The 23,417-nt window shown below is 65.5% G+C and carries 22 protein-coding genes; 10 read left to right on the top strand and 12 right to left on the bottom strand.

The features are described from left to right. Positions 1 to 3: 3 nt before the first annotated feature. From CH271_RS23790 to CH271_RS23780, 3 genes are all read right to left on the bottom strand, one after another. A complete protein-coding gene (locus tag CH271_RS23790) occupies positions 4 to 894 on the bottom strand; it encodes a carbohydrate ABC transporter permease (RefSeq protein WP_094635145.1) in 891 nt (296 codons plus the stop codon). Continuing rightward, positions 891 to 1,823, bottom strand: coding sequence for a carbohydrate ABC transporter permease (locus CH271_RS23785; RefSeq protein ID WP_170945798.1), 933 nt, complete (start codon positions 1,821 to 1,823; stop codon positions 891 to 893). Before CH271_RS23785 ends, CH271_RS23790 begins: the two co-directional genes overlap by 4 nt. 88 nt (positions 1,824 to 1,911) lie before the next feature. Continuing rightward, positions 1,912 to 2,820 (bottom strand): L,D-transpeptidase, encoded by a 909-nt coding sequence (locus CH271_RS23780; protein ID WP_037196145.1) that lies wholly within the window; start codon positions 2,818 to 2,820, stop codon positions 1,912 to 1,914. A gap of 297 nt (positions 2,821 to 3,117) precedes the next feature. On the opposite strand from CH271_RS23780, the gene CH271_RS23775 reads away from it, so the two are divergent. The 4 genes from CH271_RS23775 to CH271_RS23760 are packed head-to-tail and all read left to right on the top strand — an operon-like array spanning position 3,118 to position 6,240. Further along, positions 3,118 to 3,843 (top strand): glycosyltransferase, encoded by a 726-nt coding sequence (locus CH271_RS23775; protein WP_256986526.1) that lies wholly within the window; start codon positions 3,118 to 3,120, stop codon positions 3,841 to 3,843. Beyond that, the gene (locus CH271_RS23770) at positions 3,840 to 4,835 is read left to right on the top strand and encodes an acyl-CoA dehydrogenase family protein (protein ID WP_252341952.1); all 996 of its coding nucleotides are present in this window, start codon (positions 3,840 to 3,842) and stop codon (positions 4,833 to 4,835) included. The genes CH271_RS23775 and CH271_RS23770 overlap by 4 nt, the downstream gene beginning before the upstream one ends. After that, the gene (locus tag CH271_RS23765; RefSeq protein ID WP_094635142.1) at positions 4,829 to 5,578 is read left to right on the top strand and encodes a PIG-L deacetylase family protein; all 750 of its coding nucleotides are present in this window, start codon (positions 4,829 to 4,831) and stop codon (positions 5,576 to 5,578) included. The genes CH271_RS23770 and CH271_RS23765 overlap by 7 nt, the downstream gene beginning before the upstream one ends. Before the next feature lie 2 nt (positions 5,579 to 5,580). Beyond that, positions 5,581 to 6,240 carry a class I SAM-dependent DNA methyltransferase gene (locus CH271_RS23760; protein WP_094635140.1) on the top strand — a complete coding sequence of 220 codons (660 nt, stop codon included), beginning with the start codon at positions 5,581 to 5,583 and terminating at the stop codon, positions 6,238 to 6,240. Between the two features lie 26 nt (positions 6,241 to 6,266). Here the strand turns inward: CH271_RS23760 and CH271_RS23755 are convergent, their stop codons facing one another. After that, positions 6,267 to 7,007, bottom strand: a complete 741-nt coding sequence (locus CH271_RS23755; RefSeq protein WP_170945799.1) for a GAF and ANTAR domain-containing protein — start codon at positions 7,005 to 7,007, stop codon at positions 6,267 to 6,269. A 116-nt stretch (positions 7,008 to 7,123) separates the two neighbouring features. Beyond that, positions 7,124 to 8,149, bottom strand: a complete 1,026-nt coding sequence (locus CH271_RS23750) for a zinc-binding metallopeptidase family protein (protein WP_094635138.1) — start codon at positions 8,147 to 8,149, stop codon at positions 7,124 to 7,126. Positions 8,150 to 8,360: 211 nt separating this feature from the next. Between CH271_RS23750 and nhaA the strand changes: the two genes are divergently transcribed. Both nhaA and CH271_RS23740 read left to right on the top strand, forming a co-directional pair. Further along, on the top strand, positions 8,361 to 10,217 hold the full coding sequence (gene nhaA, locus CH271_RS23745) for a Na+/H+ antiporter NhaA (RefSeq protein ID WP_037196169.1): 1,857 nt from the start codon (positions 8,361 to 8,363) through the stop codon (positions 10,215 to 10,217). 148 nt (positions 10,218 to 10,365) lie between these two features. Further along, a complete protein-coding gene (locus CH271_RS23740; protein WP_094635136.1) occupies positions 10,366 to 10,752 on the top strand; it encodes an SdpI family protein in 387 nt (128 codons plus the stop codon). 45 nt (positions 10,753 to 10,797) lie between these two features. Here the strand turns inward: CH271_RS23740 and CH271_RS23735 are convergent, their stop codons facing one another. Further along, positions 10,798 to 11,883, bottom strand: a complete 1,086-nt coding sequence (locus CH271_RS23735; protein WP_094635134.1) for a DNA polymerase domain-containing protein — start codon at positions 11,881 to 11,883, stop codon at positions 10,798 to 10,800. Positions 11,884 to 11,885: 2 nt separating this feature from the next. Further along, positions 11,886 to 12,935 carry an ATP-dependent DNA ligase gene (locus tag CH271_RS23730; RefSeq protein ID WP_094635343.1) on the bottom strand — a complete coding sequence of 350 codons (1,050 nt, stop codon included), beginning with the start codon at positions 12,933 to 12,935 and terminating at the stop codon, positions 11,886 to 11,888. Between the two features lie 104 nt (positions 12,936 to 13,039). On the opposite strand from CH271_RS23730, the gene lppU reads away from it, so the two are divergent. Both lppU and CH271_RS23720 read left to right on the top strand, forming a co-directional pair. After that, positions 13,040 to 13,645: an LppU family putative lipoprotein gene (gene lppU / locus CH271_RS23725; RefSeq protein WP_094635132.1), complete on the top strand. Its 606-nt coding sequence runs from the start codon at positions 13,040 to 13,042 to the stop codon at positions 13,643 to 13,645. Further along, entirely contained in the window at positions 13,642 to 15,078 is a 1,437-nt protein-coding gene (locus CH271_RS23720) for an MFS transporter (protein WP_094635130.1), read from the top strand. The genes lppU and CH271_RS23720 overlap by 4 nt, the downstream gene beginning before the upstream one ends. 1 nt (position 15,079) lies before the next feature. On the opposite strand, the gene CH271_RS23715 is transcribed toward CH271_RS23720, so the two are convergent. Both CH271_RS23715 and CH271_RS23710 read right to left on the bottom strand, forming a co-directional pair. Beyond that, positions 15,080 to 15,958 (bottom strand): universal stress protein, encoded by an 879-nt coding sequence (locus CH271_RS23715; protein WP_094635128.1) that lies wholly within the window; start codon positions 15,956 to 15,958, stop codon positions 15,080 to 15,082. 115 nt (positions 15,959 to 16,073) lie between these two features. After that, positions 16,074 to 16,679: an Rv1733c family protein gene (locus CH271_RS23710; RefSeq protein WP_094635126.1), complete on the bottom strand. Its 606-nt coding sequence runs from the start codon at positions 16,677 to 16,679 to the stop codon at positions 16,074 to 16,076. Between the two features lie 309 nt (positions 16,680 to 16,988). On the opposite strand from CH271_RS23710, the gene CH271_RS23705 reads away from it, so the two are divergent. Next, positions 16,989 to 18,515: a bifunctional aminoglycoside phosphotransferase/ATP-binding protein gene (locus CH271_RS23705; protein ID WP_094635124.1), complete on the top strand. Its 1,527-nt coding sequence runs from the start codon at positions 16,989 to 16,991 to the stop codon at positions 18,513 to 18,515. A gap of 15 nt (positions 18,516 to 18,530) precedes the next feature. Here CH271_RS23705 and CH271_RS23700 read toward each other — a convergent pair whose 3' ends face one another. From CH271_RS23700 to CH271_RS23690, 3 genes are all read right to left on the bottom strand, one after another. Beyond that, positions 18,531 to 19,379, bottom strand: a complete 849-nt coding sequence (locus CH271_RS23700; RefSeq protein WP_094635122.1) for a hypothetical protein — start codon at positions 19,377 to 19,379, stop codon at positions 18,531 to 18,533. Next, positions 19,376 to 20,263, bottom strand: a complete 888-nt coding sequence (locus CH271_RS23695; protein WP_179274827.1) for a universal stress protein — start codon at positions 20,261 to 20,263, stop codon at positions 19,376 to 19,378. Before CH271_RS23695 ends, CH271_RS23700 begins: the two co-directional genes overlap by 4 nt. A gap of 142 nt (positions 20,264 to 20,405) precedes the next feature. Further along, positions 20,406 to 21,428, bottom strand: a complete 1,023-nt coding sequence (locus CH271_RS23690; RefSeq protein ID WP_306437416.1) for an Acg family FMN-binding oxidoreductase — start codon at positions 21,426 to 21,428, stop codon at positions 20,406 to 20,408. Positions 21,429 to 21,685: 257 nt separating this feature from the next. Here CH271_RS23690 and ilvD point away from each other — a divergent pair, with 257 nt between their 5' ends. Next, the gene (gene ilvD / locus CH271_RS23685; RefSeq protein ID WP_037196185.1) at positions 21,686 to 23,401 is read left to right on the top strand and encodes a dihydroxy-acid dehydratase; all 1,716 of its coding nucleotides are present in this window, start codon (positions 21,686 to 21,688) and stop codon (positions 23,399 to 23,401) included. Positions 23,402 to 23,417 lie beyond the last annotated feature (16 nt).

Below are 23,417 nucleotides of genomic sequence, written 5' to 3'. Positions count from 1 at the left end.
GAATCAGCCCTTGACCGCACCGGAGGTGAGGCCCTTGATCATGTGGCGTTGCAGGACGAGAAAGACGAGAAGGATCGGCAGAATGGTCAGCACCGTCGCGGCCATCACCGCGCCCCAGTTGGTGTAGCCCTCGCTGTTCTGGAGCACCGTCAACCCGACCGGAAGCGGTGCGACCGACGAGTCGTCGGACATCAGGAACGGCCAGAGGTATTCGTTCCATTCGGTGACGATCGTGATGATGGCGAAGGCCACCATGGTCGGGCCCGACAGCGGCAGGATCACCCGGAACATCAGCCGTACCGGTCCGGCACCGTCCATACGCGCGGCTTCGATGATCTCCGGCGGCAGCGACAGGAAGTGGTTGCGCATCAGGAAGGTACCGAAGGCGACGCCTGCCAGCGGAATGATGATGCCCTGGAACGAATTCCGCCAGCCCAACTCGGAGATGAGCGAGTAGTTGGAGATGACGGTGATCTGGTTGGGCACCATCAGCGCGGCGATGATGACGAGAAAGACGATGTTCTTGCCAGGGAAGCGCAGGAACACCAGACCGTAGGCGCTGAGGACCCCGAGAACGAACTTGATGGACGACACGGCCGTGGTGATGATGATGGAGTTGCGCAGATAGGTGAAGAACGGCACCTCCGTCGTCGCCTCGTCGTAGTTCTGCGGATGAAACACGCTGGGCCACCACGTGACCGGCTGCACGTAGATGTCCGGTCGATCCTTGAACGAGGTGATCAGGATCCAGAACAGTGGCAGCCCGATCATCAGCAGGACGGCGACCATGGCTGCGTAACCGAGGATGTTCGCGCTTCGGCGCGTGCGCTGCGGGTCGCGACCACGCGAAACCTTCTCCGGCACTGCTGCATCGGGCTTGCTCACCAAGGTCATCGCTGATCGTCCCGATCCATGATTCGTACCTGCACGAGAGTGACGATCAACAGCACGAGGAACAGGATCGTCGCGACGGTGGCGCCGTAGCCGGCCCGGAAGTTGCGGAACGTCTCCTCGTAGACCTGGTAGACCATCGTGGTGGTGCCGGTGCCCAGCGGGCCGCCGCGCGTCATGACGTTGATGATGTCGAAGACCTGGAGCGAATTGAGCAGCACCGTGATCGACAGGAAGAACGTCGTCGGACGTAGTTGCGGCAGAAGCACTTTGCGGAAGGTGGTCCAGCGACTCGCCTGATCGATCTCGGCCGCCTCCATCAGCTCCTTACGCACGCCCTGCAGGGCCGCGAGGTAGATGACGAAGGTGTAGCCCAGGTTCTTCCACAGGTACGTCACGGTGATCATGACCATCGCCCACGTGGGGTCCTGATAGAAGTCAGGAACCGTGCCGAGACCGAAGCGTCGCATCAGGTCCTGGACCAGCCCGAAGTTGGGGTCGAAGACGAACTGGAACGCGATGCCGATCGCCGCGCCTGAGATGACGTACGGGGCGAAGACGGCGGAGCGAACGAAGTTGCGGCCCCTGAGCTTTCGATCGAGCAGCAGCGCGAGCACCAGGCCGAGAACCAGTGAGCCCACCACTGCGGCGACCGTGAACACGACGGTGTTGCCGACGATCTGCCAGGTGTCCTCGCGGGAGGCCCACTCGCGGTAGTTGTCGAAGCCGACGAACGTGGAGGTGGGCGAGGACAGGTTCCAGTCGAAGAACGAGAACTGGAAGTTCTCCACCAGCGGCCGATAGGTGAACACGCCCAGCAGAACCAGGTTGGGGCCCACCAGAATCAGGAAGAGCGCGTAATCGGTCCACGGCCGCGAGAAGAAACGCTTCTCGCGTGCCCTGGGCAGCACTCGTTCGGTTGTTGCACTCACCGCGAGGACTGTGCTCAGCCTCGGCTAACGAACGGTGAACTGAGCGTCAACGTCTCCCGTCGCGCAAACCAACCTATGTGAAGCCGCTCTAGCGGTTCCAGTCTCCGAGTCCGTCGGATCCACTGAGGGTGCCGCCGTCGGTGTTGACGACGATGACGGGGTCGCCCTTCTGGGCGTTCTCGAAGAACCACTTGCCGTCTTCGGTGCTGACGTTGAGGCAGCCGTGCGAGGCGTTGGAGTAGCCCTGCTGTGCTTCCGACCACGGAGCCGCGTGCACGAAGATGCCGCTGTAGGAGATGCGCGTCGCGTATTCGACGTACGTGCGGTAGCCCTCCTCGGAGTCCACGGGGACGCCGTAGGTGGACGAGTCCATGTACATGTCGCGGAACCGCTCGCCGACGATGTAGGTGCCGTTGGGGGTTTCGTGTCCGACCTTGCCCATCGAGGTGGGCATGGTCCTGACGACCTCGCCGTTGCGGGTGACGGTGATCTGCTTGGTGTTGTCGTCGGCCGTGGTGATGATCGAGTCGCCGGTGGAGAATTCGGCTTTCGCTCCGCCCGCCTCGACGGTCACCTGGGTGTGCGCCGGGTAGAACTCGTTCGGCAGCCACCGCACCTGGGTGTCGTTGATCCAGTAGAAGTGGCCGTCGACGGACGGGTTCGTGGTGACGCGGATGGCCCGCAGTGCGGCATCACGATCGCCGATCGCCTCGTCGAAGCGGATGGCGATGGGCTGCGCAACTCCGACGACCTCGCCGCCGGACGGGCTGATGCTGGGATCGGCGAAGTTCGCCGGTGCGAGCTGCGGGACGAGCTGTTGCGGAGCGGGTGCAGCCGGATCCGAGGACCCCGGCAGGCCGGGAATGGAGATGTCGGGCCCGCCCGGCCACAGCGGAGCGGCCTGCGCCGAACCGAATGCGGCGGATGCAGCAAGGGCTGTACCTGCAAGGATCGCGCCGATACGGGCGAATCTGCGTGTGCGAACCGGTGATGCCATGTAATCCGACCATCCTTCGTGCTGCGTCGCGATGCCCACCGACAGAGCTGTGCGTGAGCAAAGCCCATTAACACATACCGCCCCGACATTTGCTAATCGGATATTTCCGAAACGGACGAAAGAAACCGCGAGTACGAGTATCTTCCCGCAACCGGTCCCGAGCGCTGTCACTGCAGGTCGGTCCACATGTGTCGGCTGCCGGGGAATGGGTATGTGCGACGGGAGCACATCCCGTCCAGACACCGGCGGTTTCCGAAACGGACTCTTCCGACGTCCGGTGTCCGAAAAGGGTGGACCGTGATCTCCGATGCTTTCCCCCGTACCCCTGTCAGCCACATCGTCGTCGTCGTACCGGCGCACAACGAGCAGGATCTGCTCGACGCCTGCCTGACCGCCCTGGCGCGAGCGCAGCGCCGCGTCATGGACGCGGCCTCGGTGTCCGTCTCGACGATCGTCGTGCTCGATGCGTGCACCGACGACTCCGTGCGCATCGCGGCACGTCACCCGTCCGTGTCGGCGATCGAGGTGATGCATCGCAACGTCGGAGCGGCCAGAGCCGCCGGATTCTCGAGCGGCTCCCGAGACGGCGGTCGACTCGACGCCACCTGGTTCGCCACCACCGATGCCGACACCCGGGTGGGTGAGGACTGGCTGCTCGGCCATCTACGGCATGCCGCCGAGGGCGCTCGAGCAGTGGCCGGAACGGTGGCGGTCGATTTCGAGGGCCACGTCGAGGACAACCTCGGGTTGCGAACCTCGTACGACGCGCACTACCGACACGAGTTCGGCCATCCCCACGTGCACGGTGCCAACCTCGGTGTCCGAGCGGCGGAGTACCTCGCCGTCGGCGGGTTCGGACCACTGGCCACCGGCGAGGACCACGATCTGGTCCGACGACTCGAGCTCGGCGGCATCGAGTGCCGTCGGGTGTGCGACATTCCGGTCACGACATCGGGTCGACTGCGCGGTAGAGCGCCCGACGGCATGGCCGGATTCCTACGTGCTCTGGAGGCCACCGCATGAGCGAAACCGATTTTCTCGAGTCCACCGGCCGCGCAGACATCGACACCGGGCTGCGCAACGCGTTCTTGGCCTTCGAGGCGGACGGTCGTCTCGATCTGGCGCTGCCCGGCTCGGGATACACCGACCTGCGCTGGCAGTCGCTCGCCGCCCTGAGCCGTCACAACACGGTGCTGGGCCGGTGGTCCGAAGCACATACCGACGCGATCGCCATCCTGCACGAACTCGACGGTCCGACGCCGCAGCGCGGGCAGATCTGGGGAGTGTGGGCTGCGGAACCGCCCGCGCCGATTCTCGAAGCAGTGCTGGAGGACTCGGGCTGGGTTCTCACCGGAACGAAGCCGTGGTGCTCAGGTGCGTCACTGTGCACGCATGCTCTCGTCACCGCGCGCGTGGAGGGCAGTCCGCGGCTGTTCGCCGTCGATCTGACGCATCCGGGCGCAACTCCGGTACCGAACACGTGGCATGCGGTGGGGATGAGCGAGAGCGATTCCGGCTCGGTTGCATTCGACAGCGTCCCGGCCGTTGCGGTCGGTGGACCGACCGACTACCTGACTCGGCCGGGCTTCTGGCACGGGGCCATCGGAGTGTCTGCAGCTTGGTTCGGGAGCGCGTGCGCGGTGGCGGACACGCTTCATGCCGCCGTCCGCGACAGGCCGGACCCGCACCGCGCCGCGCATCTCGGTGCCATCGCAGCGGCACTCGGTGCGGCCTCGAGCGCGCTGACCACCGCTGCCGCCGAGGTGGACGCGGATCCGTTCGACCGCTCCGGTCGAGCCCGAACCCGAGCCCGCATCGTGCGGGCAGTGGTCGAGGACGCGGCGACTCAGTGCATCGACCGCGTCGGTCGCGCTCTCGGTGCCGGCCCGCTGTGCAGCGATGCCGAGCACGCGCGGCGCGTCGCAGATCTCACCGTCTATCTGAGGCAGAGCCACGCCGAACGCGATCTCGAAGCGCTCGGGCACGACATCGCCGAGGAGGACAACCCATGGTAGAGAACGCATTCGACGCCGAAGTCGATGTCGGCACCGCCGAATCGGACTGGATGTCGGCCGACTGGTCAATCCCCGGTCTGCAGTGGAAGGACGTCGTCACCATGGTCGTCGTCGCTCCGCACCCGGACGACGAGGTACTCGGCGTCGGTGGCCTGCTGTCGTTGGCGGCCGCGGCAGGTGTCGACGTGAGGGTGGTCGCGGTGACCGACGGCGACGGCTCCCATCCCGGTTCCCCCACTGTCACGGCGGAAGATCTGCGTGCGCGTCGCCCCGTCGAATCCGAGCGTGCCTTGGCTGAGTTGGGTATCGACCACTCTCCGACGCGGCTGCAGATCGCCGATGGGGCCGTCGAGAATCACGAGGGCGCGGTGGCCGATGCACTGATACCGCTGCTCGACGCCGCTCCGGGCACCTGGTGTCTGACGCCGTGGCGCGGAGACGGACATCCCGACCACGAAGCCACTGCGCGTGCCTGTCTCACCGCGGCGAACGCCGTCGGGATCCCCGTGGTGGAGTACCCGATCTGGATGTGGCACTGGGCAACTCCGAATCATCCTGCTGTGCCGTGGACGCGTGGACGCCGTATCGACCTTCCCGAGCACACCCTCGCCGCCAAGCGAGCGTCGATCGAGCAGTTCGATTCCCAGATCCATCCACTGTCCGATCACCCTGCGGACCGAGCGGTGTTGCCGCCCCACATCTTGGCCCGCTATCGGCGACCGTTCGAAGTGGTGTTCGCGTGAGCATGGATTCTCGGACGAGCCACAGTTCTCCAACCAGCCTCGGTGCCGACTACTTCCGCAATGTCTATGCGGCCGAGGACGATCCGTTCATGCTCGACAGCAAGTGGTACGAGCGGCGTAAATATGCTCTGACCCTGGCGTCGCTACCGAAGCCGCATTATCGGCGCGCGCTCGAACCCGGCTGCTCCATCGGGGTGCTCACCGAACAATTGGCGACCCGGTGCGATCACGTGGTGTCCACCGATGTGGTGGACAGCGCCCTCGATTCCGCACGCAGGCGCGTCGGTGATACTGCTGCAGTCGAATTCGCGCTGTGGTCACTGTCCGACGACTGGTCGACCCTGCCCACACCCGAGGCGATGTTCGATCTCGTCGTCATCAGCGAAGTCGGGTACTACCTCGACGCCGACGACCTGACGGCGGCGGCGACCCGCGTCGTCGAGCACCTGGAGGCCGGCGGCACCCTGGTGGCGGCGCACTGGCGTCACGACGTGGACGACTACCCGATCTCGGGTGACCGCGTACACGAGATCATCGCCGCCACACCAGGATTGGCGCTACTCAGTCGCTACCTGGACGAGGACGTCAGGATCGAGGTCTTCGTCGCGTCGGACGGCCCGGCCGTGTCGGTAGCGAGTACCGACGGCCTCGATGTGCGCTGACTGCGCCCGACCGCTGGAGACGGGGCTCAGTCTGTCGATTTCGCGGCGTCGATGACCAGCTGTTCGGCGAGATCGGCGAGTTTGACGTTGGTGTCCTGAGACAGCTTGGCGAGCAATGCGAATGCCGCTTGCGAATTCAGGTTGTAGCGCTCCATCAACATGCCCTTGGCCTGACCGATCAGATCTCGGCTCGTCAATGCGGCTCGGATCTGCTGTTCCTCCCGTGCGGTGGAGAACGCGATGGCCGCGTGCGCAGCGAACAGTGAGCCGATCGACTCGGCCTCGGCACTGAACGCGTCGGTACGGGTGGAGTGCAGGTTCAGTGCGCCGAAGTTGACTCCCTCGACGTAGAGCTGGAAGCAGATCATGCTCTTGACTCCGAGAGCGGACGCCGCGTCGGCGAACAGTGGCCAGCGGGTGTCGCTGTCCATGTCGTCGATCCTGATGGTCGTCTGTTCGATCGCCGATTCGAGGCACGGTCCCTCGCCCAGCTGTTCCTGGATCTTGTCGCAGTGGCCTGCGGGCTCTCCCGACAGCGCCGCGCTGTGTACGAACTTGCCCTGCAGCACGGTGGTGATGGACGCGAACTCTGCAGACGGCACATTGGCCACCGCCGACTCGGTGATGACGGCCAGAACACGCTCGGGATCGGAATGCTGACGCCGCAGCTTCTCCGCGACCTCGGCCAACCGTCGGCTCAGCTCGTAATCGGTGACCGGCGGGCGAGTGCCCGTCGAATCCACTGTCTGCTCGCTGATGGTCGCCACCTCGTCCTGCTACTACACTGGTCCCGCTACTGCACAGGGCGTACCCCGCATCGGCGGCATGCCGACAACACAGGATACGCCCCGGGCCACGAAGCTCAAGAACAGTTAGCAGAGCATCAGAGTGTGCTGGGTGCGATCAGCGAGTGCACGTACCCGATTTTCTTCACGACGGTCGGCGGCAGCACGAACGGGTAGAGATCCTGGTGGCCCATCGATCGGTTGATCTGGTTCAGCGCCCACGACAACGGCAGCCACCACTCGATGATCTGATCGAAGCCGACGTCACCCGGCAGCGGGCTCTCCAGCGTGGAACCGGCCGGTGCCATGCCGAACGCAGCGGCCGTGTCGAGGGTGTCACGAATGTGGAGGTAGTGCGCGAACGTCTCGGCCCAGTCCTCGGCGGGGTGCATGGTGGCGTAGGACGAGACGTAGTCGTCCTCCCAGTTGGCCGGTGCACCCTCGCTGTAGTGGCGATCGAGCGCGGCCTGGTAATCGGAATCCGGGTCTCCGAAGAGCTCTTCGAACGCCGCGCGATGCTCGCCGTTTCCGACCAGCACCATCTGGTAGTAGTGGCCGATCTCGTGCCGGAAGTGTCCGACGAGTGTGCGGTACGGCTCGGACATCGCCACGCGCAGCTGCTCGCGGTGCACGTCGTCGCCCTCGGCGAGGTCGAGAGTGATCAGGCCGTTGTCGTGGCCGGTCATCACCTGCTGATCGGCACTCGAGAGCAGATCGAAGACCAGGCCCGTGGCGTTGTCCTCGTCGCGACCCACGATCGGCAGGCCGAGTTCGGTGAGTTCGAGGACGACGCGGCGCTTGTTGGTCTCCGCGTCCGCGTACGCGGCCATCGCGTCGACGTCGTCGTCGGCGGGGCGAGTGCGGGTGAGCCGGCAGGACACGCAGAGTTCGTCGGCGTCTGCGGTGTCGACGAGCCAGTTGCAGCGGGCAGTGTTGAGGTTGGCGCACATCTTCCACGTGGCACCGTCCACCTCTGCCTCGGCAACACCGTCGTCGGCCTTGTCGGGGAGCACCAGCAGGGCTCTGCTCGGCAGATGGAAGCCGAGTGCGCTCGAGCAGCTCAGACACAGTGAGTTCTCGAACGACAGCTTCTGTCCGCATTTGCGGCAGATGAAATCACGCATGGATGTTCCTTCGTGGCAGGGGTGAGTCGGGCTTGTATTCCCGATTCTCGACGGACTAATGCCGATTACCGAATATGTCGTGCACATCTCTCCCATCACAACACCGGGCAGCTGGCCCGACAACCACACTCACCTGCGTGGAAGCAAAGCGCCGACCGTCGCGTTGGTACAGACTGCTTCACAACACTCTCGGAAGGACACAGGCCGAACGATGGCAGATCAGATCACGCCGACGAGTCGGCCCATGGCACGGTTCGTCGAACGGATCTCCCGGGCTCGCGGGGAGAAGAACAGCGAGACCCTGGCGGCGGGCTTTCTGCTCGCGGCGACGCTGATCGCCCTGATCTGGGCCAACTCACCCTTCGGCGAGACCTATCAGTCGTTCTGGCACACAGAGCTGTCGATCACCGTCGGCCGGCACGGCATCTCCCTCGATCTCGCCCACTGGGTCAACGACGGGCTCATGGCACTGTTCTTCTTCGTCGTCGGCCTCGAGGTCAAGCGCGAGTTCGCGATGGGCGAGCTCACCGATCGATCACGTGCCGCGATACCTATCGTCGCTGCCGTTGCCGGCCTGGCCGCGCCGGCGCTGCTGTTCCTCGCCTTCAATCCGTCCGGGCCCGCGGCTCAGGCGTGGGGCGTCGTCATCTCCACCGACACCGCATTCCTGCTCGGGGCGCTCGCCGTCCTCGGGCCGAAGAAGGCTGCGCGGCTCCGCATCTTCCTGCTCACCCTCGCTGTTGCGGACGATGTGGGCGCACTGGCGATCATCGCGTTCTTCTACACCGACGACCTCGATGTGGTGCCACTGATTCTGGCGTTCGTCGGGCTCGGACTGATCTTCCTGTTGCGCCGGCTCGAGGTGTGGCGCGGCGTGGGGTACTTCGTCGTCGCACTGTTCACCTGGACCGCGATGTACGAGTCCGGAGTCCACCCCACTCTTGCGGGAGTGATGATCGCGCTGATCCTTCCGGTCTACCCGCCGCGACGCACCGAGGTGGAACGTGCGTCGGACCTGACGCGCGCGTTCCGGCAATCGCCCAATCCCGAATACGCCCGCGCGGCTCGCCTCGGACTCGATCGAGCAGTCTCGGTCAACGAACGTCTCATGCGGCTCTATCAGCCGTACACGGCGTTCATCATCGTGCCGATCTTCGCGCTCGCCAACGCCGGAGTGGTGCTCAGCTCGGAGACACTGAAAGCTGCATCGACCTCGACACTCACCTGGGGCATCATCGCCGGTCTCGTCCTCGGTAAGCTCGTCGGAATCACCGCTGCCTCCGCGGTTTTCGCGAAGCTGCGACCGTCGTCCCTGGCTCCGGGACTGACACTGTCGCACATCGCCGGTGGTGCGGCGATGTCCGGAATCGGGTTCACGATCTCGCTGTTCATCATCGACCTCGCACTGGACGACGAACTGCTGGCCGACGAGGCGCGCGTCGGCGTGTTGGCGGCCTCCGTCATCGCGGCGGCGCTCGGCTGGATCCTGTTCCGCATCGACGCGAAGATCCACCCGCCGAAAGCCGAAGCGTCGCTACGCATCCTGCGTCCGGTCAGCGCCAAACGCGATCACATCCGCGGTCCGGTGGACGCACCACTGACCATCGTGGAGTACGCGGACTTCGAGTGCCCGTTCTGCAGCAAGGCAACCGGCAGCGTCGCCGAGGTACGCAAACACTTCGGCGACGACCTGCGCTACGTCTACCGACACCTACCGCTCGACGACTATCACCCGCACGCCCGCTACGCCGCATACGCCAGCGAGGCCGCCGCAGCGCAGGGCAAGTTCTGGGAGATGGCCGACATGTTGTTCCGCAACAGTGATGCTCTCGAACCCGACGACATCGACGGCTACGCACGCGAACTCGGCCTCGACATGGACAAGTTCGAGGACGACATCCGCACCGGCGATCACGTCGTTCGCGTCGAGGACGACGAACTCGACGCCTCGTCCTCGGACGTGGACGGCACCCCGACGTTCTACCTGGGACGCGGCGACAAGAACCTGACCCGTCACATCGGACCGTACGATGCGGCGACGTTGATCCGGGAACTCGAATCCATGTGAGGGTGGGCCGGGTTGCACAGAACACGGCCGAATCGACCGGATCCCGTCGATACGGCTCCGTAGTGTGCACCCTTGCCCGGCGACTCGAAGTAGACCGGCCGGTATGCTGCGGTGAGGCGTATGGCAACCGAGGCGGAAGGGATCGACCGTGGACGCAGAATCCGCGCGCGCGGTAACGGGAGCGATCGCGCTGACACTGTTCGTGTTGTCGCTGACGGTATACGTGACCGCACTGGTGACCAAAGACCCGGACCAAGAACCCAATTCGCTGATCGGCATCAAAACGCGGGCAACCAAGTCCAGCAAGGAAGCCTGGGTCGCCGGCCATAGAGCCGCATATCCCTACATGATGGCGGGCGCCACCCATTGCCTCGCATCAGCGGTGTCGATCGCGGGGCTACTGGTCCTGGGCTTCGTCCCCGCCACGGCCATGCTGACGCTCTCGATGGCCTTGGCACTCGGTGGAGCCGTCATCCTGACCATGAGTGGAATAAAGGCCGATCGCGAAGCGAAAAGACATGCGCACGTGGGGTGATGGATATTCCGTGCAGGCAGTCGCGAAAGAGAGATCGTAGCTCCGTCAGCTGTCCGTGCGATTACCCTCTGCATCCCAGTGCTCGGCAACCTTTTTCGACGGCTGCACGCGCGGCGGTTCGCCGGGCATCTTGGGGTAATCCGGCGGAAAGTTCAGCTCCCCTCCTGGCAGTGTTTCCCACAGGTGCAGAAGGGGTTCGAGGGAGTAGGCCTGCTCGTCCATATCGGCCCACGGGTCTCCGTCCGACACGTAGTCCGGCACCGTGACGAGGTTGTAGTCACGTGGATCGGTGACCTCGGACAACTGCGACCACGTCATCGGGGTGCTCACCGTCGCGCCCGGTCGAGCGCGCAGACTCCAGGCGCTGGCGATGGTTCGGTCTCGGTTGTTCTGGTTGTAGTCGATGAAGATGCGTTCTCCGCGTTCCTCTTTCCACCAGTTGGTGGTCACCCCGTCGTCGCGCCGTTCGAGTTCTCGGCCCAGACCGATGGCCGCGTGGCGCACCTGCTCGAAGGTGTACTGCGGCTCGATGCGAACGTAGATGTGGATACCCCGATTGCCGCTGGTCTTCGGGTAGCCGCGTAAGCCCAATTCCTCCAACAGCTCTCGGGTCACGTCGGCGACGCGCAGGGCGTCGGCGAACGTGGTCCCGGGCTGCGGATCGAGGTCGAGCCGCAGCTCGTCGGGATGGTCGACGTCCGGTCGACGCACCGGCCACGGATGAAACGTCAGCGTGCCCATCTGCGCCGCCCACACCAGCGCAGCCGGTTCCGAGGGACACAACTCCTCGGCAGTGCGCTTGCTGGGGAACGCGATCTTCACCGTCTCGATCCACTCGGGCGCACCCTTGGGCAACCGCTTCTGGTAGAAGCCGTCGCCCTCCTTGTCCTGGGGGCCGAGTGCCAATCTCATGCCTTCGCGATAGCCGTCGGGCCAACGCTCCATCGCGGTGGGGCGGTCACCGATGGCCCGCATCAGCGGCTCACCGACGGCCGCGAAGTACTCGCACACCTGCAGCTTGGTGATCTCCGGAGTGCGTTCGGTGGCCTCGTAGATGACGCGATCGGGGCTCGACACTCGGACTTCGCGTTCGCCGGCCTGCACGAACGCCGGTGGTGTTTTCGCGGCCATGGCTATCGTCCCCCGGCAATGACGTCGGCGACGTCGTAGCGCACCGGAACCTCGAGCTGGTCGTAGGCACACGAGCGTGGATCACGATCGGGTCGCCACCGCAGGAAGCGCGCCACGTGCCGCAGCCGTGCCCCTTCCATCTGGTCGTAGGCCACCTCGATGACCCGCTCGATACGCACCGGGATCCAGTTGCGGTCGTTCGACGAATTCCAGCGGGTGGCTTCACCGTCGTACGTGACGTCGTCGCCGAGTCGCAGCGGTTCGAGCTCCTCGAGCAATTCCAACCGGCGTTTGTCGGTGAACGCCGACGCACCGCCGATCATCCGCAGGTCGTCACCGTCGTACAGACCGAGCAGCAAAGAACCGATACCGTTGCCGGACTTGTGGATTCGATAGCCGATCAACACGCAGTCGGCAGTGCGCGCATGCTTGATCTTGATCATCTCGCGCTTGTTGGGCAGATAGAGCCCGTCGAGCTTCTTGGCCACCACACCGTCCAGTCCGGCACCCTCGAAACGCTCGAACCAGTCCTCGGCCACTGCCGCATCCTCGGTCGCCGAGGTGACGAAGCAACTCTTCGGGTGCGGGCCGACCACGTCGAGCAGTCTCGCTCGCCGCGTCGAGAACGGCTCACTCGTCAGGTCCTCGTCGCCGACGGCCAACAGGTCGAAACCGATGAACTGCGCCGGAGTCTTCTCCGCGAGCATCGTCACCCGACTCGCCGCAGGATGAATTCGTTCGGACAGCGACTCCCAGTCGAGGCGAGTGGAACCGTCCTTCTCGCGGGGTACGACGATCTCACCGTCGACGACGATCTTCTCGGGCAACTCGGCCTTGATGGCCTCCACCAACTCCGGGAAGTACCGGGCCAGGTCCTTGCCGCCGCGTGACCCCAGAACCACCTCGTCTCCGTCGCGGAAGACGATGGCGCGAAACCCGTCCCATTTCGGCTCGTACGACCACACGGCCGGCCCGTCCTCGGGCTGGGCGGGCACCACTTTCGCGGCTTTGGCGAGCATCGGCGCGACCGGCACGGCAAGAGGAAGATCCACGCAGTTCATCCTGCCTCATGCAGCCGACGAGCGAGTCCGATATTTTCTACACGAGCACGGTCGATGAACACGGCACGCTCGAACCTACGAGGGCAGGACTCACCATGGCGTCATCCAACCGTTCGGTCCGCGCTCTCGTTCTCGCGCTGTCGTCGTGCGCGGCCCTGATCCTCGGCGGGTGCGCCTCGGAGGTGTCCGGTACCGCCGTCGCCATCTCCGGTGCCACCATCGCGCCCACCACGACGAGTGCACCTCGCACCACCACCAGCACTCCGACCCCCGAGATCGACGACGGCGGCAGCGTCGACATCGACGTGGAGATCGGCGAGTGCGTCAACCTGGGCGGCACCGTCGACGAGGCGGCCATCGCCAACGCGACCTGCGGATCCCCGCAATCCAACTACGTCGTCTTCGCCAAGACACCGACATCGGCCGAGTGCCCCGAGGACGCCGATCAGTACTACTACGAGACCTACTTCGACATCGAACAGGGAGCCCTGTGCCTCGACATCGACTGGCAGGTCGGCGGATGCATGGACCTGGTCGGTGAATTCGCCCAGCGGATCGACTGCGCCACCCCCGGTGCCGACACCCGCCGCGTCGTGACCATCCTGCAGGGCACCTCGTCCGTCGACGACTGCCCCGACCCGGCGCTGTACGGATTCGAGAAGGACTCACGCAACTTCGTCGTCTGCGTCGAACGGTTGTGACCGCCACCGACATCTCGGTCTCGAGCGCTCGGGGGCGGTGGATCGTCGCAGCCACGGTGCTCGGTTCGGCTCTGGCGATGCTCGACGCCACCGTGGTCAACATCGCGTTACCTGCGATCGGTCGCGATCTCGGTGCGGGCGTCACCGGTCTGCAGTGGACGCTCAGCGGTTACACCCTGACGTTGGCGTCGCTGATTCTGCTGGGCGGGTCCCTAGGTGACCGGCTGGGGCGCAGGCGGGTGTTCGTCTGGGGCACCGTCTGGTTCGCGGCCGCGTCGGTGCTGTGCGGGCTCGCCCCCAGTATCGAGGTGCTGATCGCGGCGCGACTACTTCAGGGGGTCGGCGCGGCCCTGCTGACGCCGGGTTCTCTCGCGCTGATATCGGCCTCCATCAAGGCCGAGGATCGAGGAGCTGCAATCGGCCTGTGGTCGGGACTGGGCGGCGTGGCGTCGGCGATCGGCCCGCTGCTCGGGGGCTGGTTGGTCGACGCCGTCGGCTGGCGTTCGGTGTTCCTGATCAACATTCCGCTCGCCGTCGTCGTGATCTGGGTGACCGCGAAACACGTTCCGGAGAGCCGAGATCCGCACGCATCCGGCCGACTGGACGTGCCGGGCGCGGTCACTGTCGCGGCGGCGCTGGGTCTGCTCACGTACGGTCTGATCGAGTCACACACCCTGGCCCTCGCTCTGGGTGTCGTCGCGGCCGGGGTGTTCGTGGTGATCGAGCGTCGCTCGCGCAATCCACTGGTACCGCCGTCGCTGTTCGCCTCACGCGTGTTCCTGGCGGCCAACCTCGTCACCTTCGCCGTGTACGCGGCGCTGGGCGGAGTGTTCTTTCTTCTGGTGTTGCAGTTGCAGTTCGCCGTGGGCTACTCGCCGATCGCGGCCGGGGTCGCCACGCTGCCGATCACCGCTCTCATGCTCGTCCTGTCCGCCCGCGCGGGGAGAATCGCCGGACGCATCGGACCTCGTGTTCCGATGACCGTCGGGCCTCTGCTCTCGGCGCTGGGACTGTTGCTGATGTTGCGCATCGGGCCCGGATCCACCTATGCCACAGACGTTCTGCCCGCGGTTGTCGTCTTCGGGCTCGGACTGTCCGCTCTGGTGGCCCCGCTGACCGGAGCGGTTCTGGGTGCGGTGTCCACCGATCGCGCCGGAATCGCGTCGGGCGTCAACAATGCCGTGGCCCGCACCAGTCAATTGCTCGCCGTGGCCGCGCTGCCTGCGCTGGCCGGTATCGCAGGCTCCGATTACGCTGCACCGGAAGTGTTCTCGGACGGCTTCCACACCGCGATGCTGATGTGCGCCGGACTGCTGGTGATCGGTGCCGGCATCGCGGCGGCTCTGATCCGCGGTACCGGCGAGGACGCGTCGAACTGCCCGCCACACTGCGACATCGGCTCACCACCACCTGCCTCGCGTCGGAGCGCGTGACTCACCGCACGATCAGCACCGAGCAGTCGGCGTGGTGGACGAGGTTCTGACTGACCGATCCCAGGATCGTTCCGAGGAAGGCACCCCGGCCTCGGCACCCGACCACGAGCATCGACGCCGACGCGGACATCGCACGCAGGCCTCGCGTCGGGCTCGACTGCGCGCTCACAGTGCTCAGCTCAACATCCGGGTACTTCTCGCGCATGGTCTCCACATGCGTTTCGAGCCAATGCTTTTCGTGTTCGCGAATGCTCACCCAATCGACGTTCTCGAATCCTGTTCCCAGACCTGCCTGAACGGCGAATCCCCAGTAGTTCACCGCGACCACCGGCGTTCCGAGGGTGTGGGCGATCTCGAGAGCAGCACCGAGCGCCCGATCCGACTGCTCACTTCCGTCGACCCCGACCACGATCGGACGCCCGACGTCGGCGCTGTCGCCTGCGTCACGCATGAGCAGCACCGGGCACGGTGCATGCGTCACGACTCGGAGAGTGTTGCTGCCGAGAGTCAGGTCTCGCAGCGCGCTCGACTTCCTCGATCCCAGCACCACCAGCTCCGCGTCGGCCTTCGACACGTACGAGGCGATGGTTCCATCGGCGGTGAACGTCTCGACGGACACCGCCGGTGCTACGTCGTGAATCGCTGCCTCGGCGCGGGCGAGATGCTTGCGCCCGATCGCACGCAGATCCCTTTCCAGCGCACCGCCGTCGACGAACGCCGCCGATCCGTACCAATCCCCCTCGGGGACTGCATGAATCAAGCGCACGGGTGCGCGCACCTTCGCCGCATAGGCGGCCGCCCACCGCGCTGCGGCGTCGGCCTCGCTCGAGCCGTCGATACCTACCAGGATGGGACGCACGCGGTCGGTGGAATTACTCATGATTCTTCCTCGTCTCGTGGTCGACCGTCGATGCAGTCGAATAGAATCGAACGTAGATCTGCAGTCGCCCCCACATTCAGAGCACTTGGTCCATCATCGAGGTGGCCGAGGTCCCTCATGCCGAATCTCCCCTCGTCCGACCACGTTCGGTCTCGAACTTCAGCCAGTCGCGGTCCCACTGGCGCATCCGCGCTCGCCGGTCGAAGTACCGCGTCGCCTCGACAGAGGTGGCGACGACGACCGTGCCCACCACCCAGAAGCCGACGGCTGCAGCGATTCCCAACAGCACGTTCGACGTCGCGGACGACGGTTCCGCAACTCGCCTGCCCTCGGCATCGACTCTCGTCGGAACCGTGCCGCCCCGTTCGGTGCCGTCCGGTACGCGAATCTCGTCACTGTGCAGCTGCCCCGGCGGCCACTCCCAGGCGACAGTCGCGTAGTGATCGATGACGTCGACGGTGCCACTCGGTTGCGACCGCAGCGTGGGCTCAGTCGTCACCACAGCATCGATCTGCTGAGTGGTAGCGCTCGTTCGGACCGACTCGGCATCGAGATCGGCGTAGGTGAGCGATCCGACCAGCGCGGCGAAAGGAACGAGTCCCAGAATCGCCGCCATCGCGCAGGCGAAGGCGAGAGCCGCGGTTCGATCACGGCCCCGCATCAGGGGATTGGTACTCCACGGTGCCAGGCGCCACCAGCGAGCGAAGTCGTATCCGAACACCGCAACCGCCCACTCTCCCTGATCGTGTGTCTGCCCAAATTTTCCGCCGCACACGGGCCCTGCACCAGGGCACAATGTCACGATCACAGCAGGTCACGATCACAGCAGGTCACGATCACAGCAGGTCACGATCCACGCCCGAGGTCCGCTGGGCGACCTATGTCCTCGAACCCGGTGACCTAGGTCCGGTGTGGGTGGGCAGCGGTTCTCGTAACGTGTGCCGACGACGGATCCCATCCGACTCGACGACAGCATCGGCGATGCACCACATCGACGTTCGTCGGACCACTCTTCGCCCGGAGGACACCGATGGCCGATCTCGATCAGCGAACACACCCCACAACGACTACCGGCCCCGATCACAGCTCCGGATGCGTGACCGTCCACGAAACCCACTCCGCCTACGTGATGCTGCTCGGTTCCGTCGCGTACAAGATGAAGAAGCCAGTGCAGAACGACTTCCTGGACTTCTCCACCGTCGACTCACGTTGGCGCGCACTCGATCGCGAATACACGCTCAATGCCCGGTTCGCGCCCGATGTGTATCTGGGTATCGCCGAACTGACCGACCCCGAGGGCGCGCCACCGGAGCCGTTGTTGAAGATGCGCAGGCTCCCCGAGTCACGAAAGCTGTCCGCACTGGCGCGAAGTGGGGCCGACGTCACCGAGGAACTGGTCGCGATCGCGCGGATCGTGGCCCGAGTGCACAAATTCAGCGCACACGAAAACACGATCGATCGTGCAGGAACCCGTGAAGCTCTCCGTGGGCGATGGGCCGCGAACATCCGCGAACTGCGTGCGCTCCCGCGCCCCATAATCGACCCCGCGGTGATCGACGAGATCGACGAGCGATCGGCCCGCTACCTTGCAGGCAGAGGCTCCCTGTTCGACCTCCGAGTGGCGCAGGAACGCACGGTCGACGGCCACGGCGATCTGCTCGCAGACGACATCTTCTGCATGCCCGACGGACCGCGCATCCTGGATTGCCTCGATTTCGACGACGACCTTCGATACCTGGACGGTCTCGACGACATATGTTGCTTGGCAATGGATCTCGAGTACCTCGGCAGACTCGACGCAGCGCGGTTCGTCGTCGACACCTACCTCGAGGCTGCCTGCGACGCACCACCCAGGTCGCTGGTGGACCACTACATCGCCTACCGAGCCACGGTTCGCGCCAAGGTCGCATGCATTCGCGCTCTCCAGGGCTGCGCGACGTCGACTGCAGATGCCGTCGCGCATGCCCGACTGGCACTGATGCACCTCGAAGCGGCGACGGTGACGACGACTCTTGTCGGAGGGCTTCCCGGAACCGGAAAGTCCACGGTGGCAGCCGAGTGCGCTGCTCGAACAGGGGCCGTGGTTCTGTCCAGCGATGTGGTGCGCAAGGAGCTGGCCGGTCTCGATCCGTCCGAGCCACGGCATTCGGAGGTGGGCGAAGGGCTGTACAGCGCGAGCGTCACCGACCATACCTACGCGGAATTGCTCCGTCGCGCACGGGGACTCGTGGCAGCGGGCCGTTCGGTCGTCATCGACGCGACGTGGACCGACCCCAGTATGCGAGAGCGCGCACGCTTGCTGTCCACCCTCGCGCATTCGACCTCGATCGAGATCGAATGCGTCGTGCCGGCCTCGACGTCGTTGCAGCGCATCGCCACTCGCCGATCGTCGGTGTCCGACGCCACCAGGCAGGTCTACGAGGCGATGACGCGCAGCCGGGCCCCGTGGCCGACGGCACAGAAGGTGTCGTGCGCGGGGACCGTGTCGGAATCGGTGGAGGCTGCACTGGCCGTTCGCTCCGCGGCAGTGCGGCGTTCGGGTGACAGTCGCCGGTGACGAGGCCGGGAGCGGTCAGCGGAACAGGGCAGACACCGCTTCGAGATCGGCGTCGGATCGGTGGCCGCTCGAGTCCAGTTCGACGTAGAAGCTCTCGTAGCCACGCGGGTCGGCACCGCGGTCACCGGTACTGCGACGCTCGAACACTCGTGCATTCGGCCACAGGTCCGACACGGCCGTTGCGAGAACATGCCCGTCCGGAGAGACTCCACCGATCGGTCCGTACTCCGCGATCATCACCGCATGGACCACGCCCCCGATCGCGGCTGTGGTCACCGGGAAGACTCTCGGTCCCGTGGCCGTCGGGATGTCGACGGTGATGGACTCGGACCCCAGCACCACCGCCCCCGGCGCCTCGGCTGCGTCGTCGTCGGTCATCGTTGCGGTCCTCCGCGGTACGTCGTTCGATTTCGGATGGCTACTGCGGTCGGGGCATGTCAGTTCGACGCCCGAGACCGACGTCGGAGCCACTTCGACCAGCCGGTGCATCGGCGGTTCCTCCGAATGCGGCCGCGGCAGAGCCTGTTCGAGGACATCTCGTCGCACGTCCAGGACGGGACGCGCGATACCGTGGACGACAACGGTGGACACTGTTGCGCGAGAGGGATTCTCGTCGTCGAATTCCAGCACGACCGACGAGTCGAGAATGCTACGCCCCAACTGCGACCGCCCCTCGGCGTAGAAGTACACCCGACTCCCGATCCAGATGCAGGGCACGACGTCGACGGTGGGGCCGAAGTGATCGTGGCCGATCAACCGAGCCCGTGTCGCGCTGTGTGCGAGCCGGTTCGCGGTGCTCGCGTCGAGTATGCGACGGCGTTCCTCGTGGTGGCGCGAACGATTCGGCACCGTCCGGTTGGTCATCGGTCCCTGCAGATCATCACCGGGCAGTGCGCATGCCGGGTGAGGTTGTTGCTGGTCGATCCGAACAGGGCACTGGCGACGATTCCTCGCCCGTGACTGCCGACCACCACGATGCCTGCCCGTTTGGACTGCTCTATCAGCAGGTGAGCCGGGTTGCCTTGCTGTACGACATGTTCCACGGTGACGTCCGGATATTTCTCGCTCCACCCGGCAAGGCACTCGGACAGCAACAGCTGCTGTTCACGCTCGATCTCGCTGTCGTCGGGTGATCCGGGGAGGGACAGAGCGGCACCCTGGGACAACGAGCTCCAGGCATGTGCGGCGATCATCGGCACGTCGAACCTCGAGGCCAGATCGAAGGCCTGCTCGACCGCCGCTTCACTCGTCGCACTCCCGTCGATACCGACGAGGATCGGTGCGTCGACGGCGTCGATTCCCTCGCGCCACACGATCACCGGGCACCACGCCGTCGTCGATGTCCTCTGTGCTGTGCTCCCGAACAACGCCGACACGATCGGCCCCGAACCGGGGTTGCCGACGACGAGCATGCGCGCGGTGCGCGAGAGCTCGACCATCATGGAGCACGCAGGCATCTCCTCCACGGACGTGGTCACGACGCTGTGCGGATGCCGGGCCAGCACAGAGGTGGCAACGTCGGTGACGATGCGTTCTGCGGCGCGGCGCTGCTCGTCCCAGATGTCGAGGGGAACGACCGATGCGGACTCGCCGAGGTAGAACGCGGGATGCTGCACCGCCCCGGCGATGTGCAGCGGGGCCTTCAGTCGCTCGGCCAGGGTTGCCGCCCAGAGTGCAGCGGAGATACTGTTCGGCGAACCATCGACGCCCACAACGATTTTCTGATGATGTGCCAGAACCATGGCCATCTCCTGTCCTCGGTCTGGGCGGACCACACGGCCGGGCCCGTCGACGGTCATCCGTTCTCGGATACTCGTGTCCCATTGGACAGCTCGAGAGCGAGCGCGCCACAGAGCATTTGGTCCCCAGTTTCCGGTCCGTGATACCCGGTCACAGCGGCGTGGTTCTGCGCGAACCCCGTGCCGCACTGCGGGCGGCCACCGACAGCACCGACGACACCGTTCGCCGCGGGGTCGGAGCGAGAGGCGAGCCGATCATCGGCGCACCGATCCGAACGAGCACCTGCGGCACACCCCGGCCGGGGGCCAAGGACTCGACCAGGCGGCGACTGCCCGACTGCTCGGTCATATGTGTGAGAGGGCAGGTAGCGAGCCCATCGGCGGTTGCGGCCAGCAGGAAGGCGGACATGGCCCGCCCGCACTGCAACCAGTCCAGGCGTTCATCGGACGCAGTACCGAGAAGCACCACGGTGGACTCGTCGGTCACCGGCTCTCGTGTTTCCGTTCCACCGACTCGGTGCGGCTCGGGAAAGTCACGGCCCACCTGCACCCTCGATGCCTCTGCGCGATCGGTGAGGGCCTCGGGCGGAATTCCTCCCGACCGGAACGAGTGTCCGGCCCACCACCTGATCTCGGCCTGATACGACGCGTCGTACTTTCGAATGCTCGCGCTCAGCCGCGATGCCGTGGCCAGCGTTTCCTTGGATTCGGCCGACAGGAACGTCGTCCGGATGTCGTCGGCTCCGTCGACCCGCCCCAAGTACCGCGTCGGAATGCGGTTGTCCGGCACCGGACCGAACGCCCGACGATCCGAATGGCGTCGATTGATGGCCGCCAACAGGTCGAACTCGTGCGATCGGGGGTGCGCGTCGTGGGTCAATCGAATACGCGCGAGATGGTCCGGCGCACCGGCCGTCGGCATCGTCTCGACGTCGGCCGTCCACCGAAAAGCGGCGGCTGCGGTACACAGATGGTCCAGCGCTGCCCCACAGCTGAGCACCATCTGCCGCTCGGTCGGGTCGATCGCCCCCAGCAGTCGCGTCCGATCGGTGAACAGATCGAGTCCGTGTTCGGAGAGAACCCACCTCCACGGCTGACTGTTGTGCACCGACGGAGCGCGACACGCGAGCTCCACCAACATCTCCACCACGGCAGAATCCGGCTGATCGTTCATCATCTCTCCTCGACCTTCCACCGCGAGGCGATGGCTGCCCACCACTGTCGACCCACGCGGGCAGTGCACGACAGGGCCATTGGTCACTGCGGGAGGGGAACTTGCGGTGAAGAAATCCGACCGAGGACTCACCTCGACCACCACTCCTCGTGATGCGCCGAACCCACGGGTTTAGGGTTGACAGTGAATGCGACCTCAGGAGCGGAACCTCCAGGACGCGACCGAGGATCCATATTCGCCGACCGCTCAGGAGTGTCATGACGACCCCGCAGAATCCCCAAGAAGGCATCGACGTCAAGCCGCGCAGTCGCGACGTCACCGACGGACTGGAGAAGACCGCTGCCCGCGGCATGCTCCGCGCCGTCGGAATGGGCGACGAAGACTGGGGCAAATCCCAGATCGGTGTCGCGTCCTCGTGGAACGAGATCACCCCGTGCAACCTCTCGCTCGAACGTCTGGCGAAGGCCGTCAAGAAGGGCGTCCACGCCGCCGGCGGCTACCCGCTGGAATTCGGCACCATTTCGGTGTCCGACGGTATCTCGATGGGTCACGAGGGCATGCACTTCTCGTTGGTCTCACGTGAGGTGATCGCCGACAGCGTCGAAACCGTCATCAGCGCAGAACGCCTCGACGGTTCCGTCCTGCTCGCCGGTTGCGACAAGTCGCTGCCCGGAATGCTCATGGCCGCAGCACGTCTGGACCTGGCGAGCGTCTTCCTCTACGCCGGCTCCACCTTGCCCGGGTTCGCGACCCTGTCCGACGGCAGCGAGCACCAGGTGACGATCATCGACGCCTTCGAGGCCGTCGGTGCCTGTTCGCGCGGATTGATGTCACGCGCCGACGTCGACACCATCGAACGCGCCATCTGCCCCGGCGAAGGTGCCTGCGGCGGAATGTACACCGCGAACACGATGGCCAGCGCAGCCGAAGCGATGGGAATGTCGCTGCCCGGCAGCGCATCTCCCCCCGCTCCCGATCGCCGACGCGACGGATTCGCACATGCCAGCGGCGAGGCCGTCGTCGACCTCTTGCGACGCGGCATCCGCACCAGCGACATCCTCACCAAGGAAGCATTCGAGAACGCCATCGCCGTCGTCATGGCCTTCGGCGGCTCGACCAACGCGGTGCTGCACCTGCTCGCCATCGCACACGAGGCGCAGGTGGATCTGACCCTCGCCGACTTCACCCGCGTCGGCGCGAAGGTTCCGCACCTGGCCGACGTCAAGCCCTTCGGCAAGCACGTCATGACCGACGTCGACGCGATCGGCGGAGTTCCGGTGGTCATGAAGGCTCTGCTCGACGCCGGCCTGATGCACGGCGACTGCATGACGGTCACCGGAAAGACCGTGGCGGAGAACCTCGCTCACATCGCACCCCCGGACCCCGACGGCAAGGTGCTGCGCGCACTCGACAAGCCGATCCACCCGACGGGCGGCATCACCATCCTCGAAGGCTCACTCGCCCCCGGCGGGGCCGTGGTCAAGTCCGCGGGCTTCGACTCCGACGTCTTCGTCGGCACCGCACGCGTTTTCGAGCGTGAACGCGCTGCCATGGACGCCCTCGAAGACGGCACCATCGCAGCGGGCGACGTCGTTGTCATCCGCTACGAGGGACCCAAGGGCGGACCGGGAATGCGCGAGATGCTCGCGATCACCGGAGCCATCAAGGGTGCGGGACTCGGCAAGGACGTCCTGCTGCTCACCGACGGCCGATTCTCCGGCGGCACCACCGGCCTCTGCGTCGGACACGTGGCACCCGAGGCCGTCGACGGCGGACCCATCGCCTTCGTCCGCGACGGTGACCAGATCCGACTCGACGTCGGCAAGGGCACCCTCGACCTACTCGTCGACGCAGCCGAACTCGACTCCCGCGCACAGGGCTGGGCACCACTGCCGCCGCGCTACACCCGAGGAGTGCTGGCCAAATACTCCAAGCTGGTCGGATCGGCGTCGAACGGTGCGGTACTGATCTAGCCGACCCCTGCCCGCC

Source organism: Rhodococcus sp. 05-340-2 (genome assembly GCF_002258915.1).
Lineage (GTDB): Bacteria > Actinomycetota > Actinomycetes > Mycobacteriales > Mycobacteriaceae > Rhodococcoides.
The sequence above is the reverse complement of the archived record's forward strand: the minus strand, read 5'-3'. Positions and strand labels throughout refer to the sequence as shown.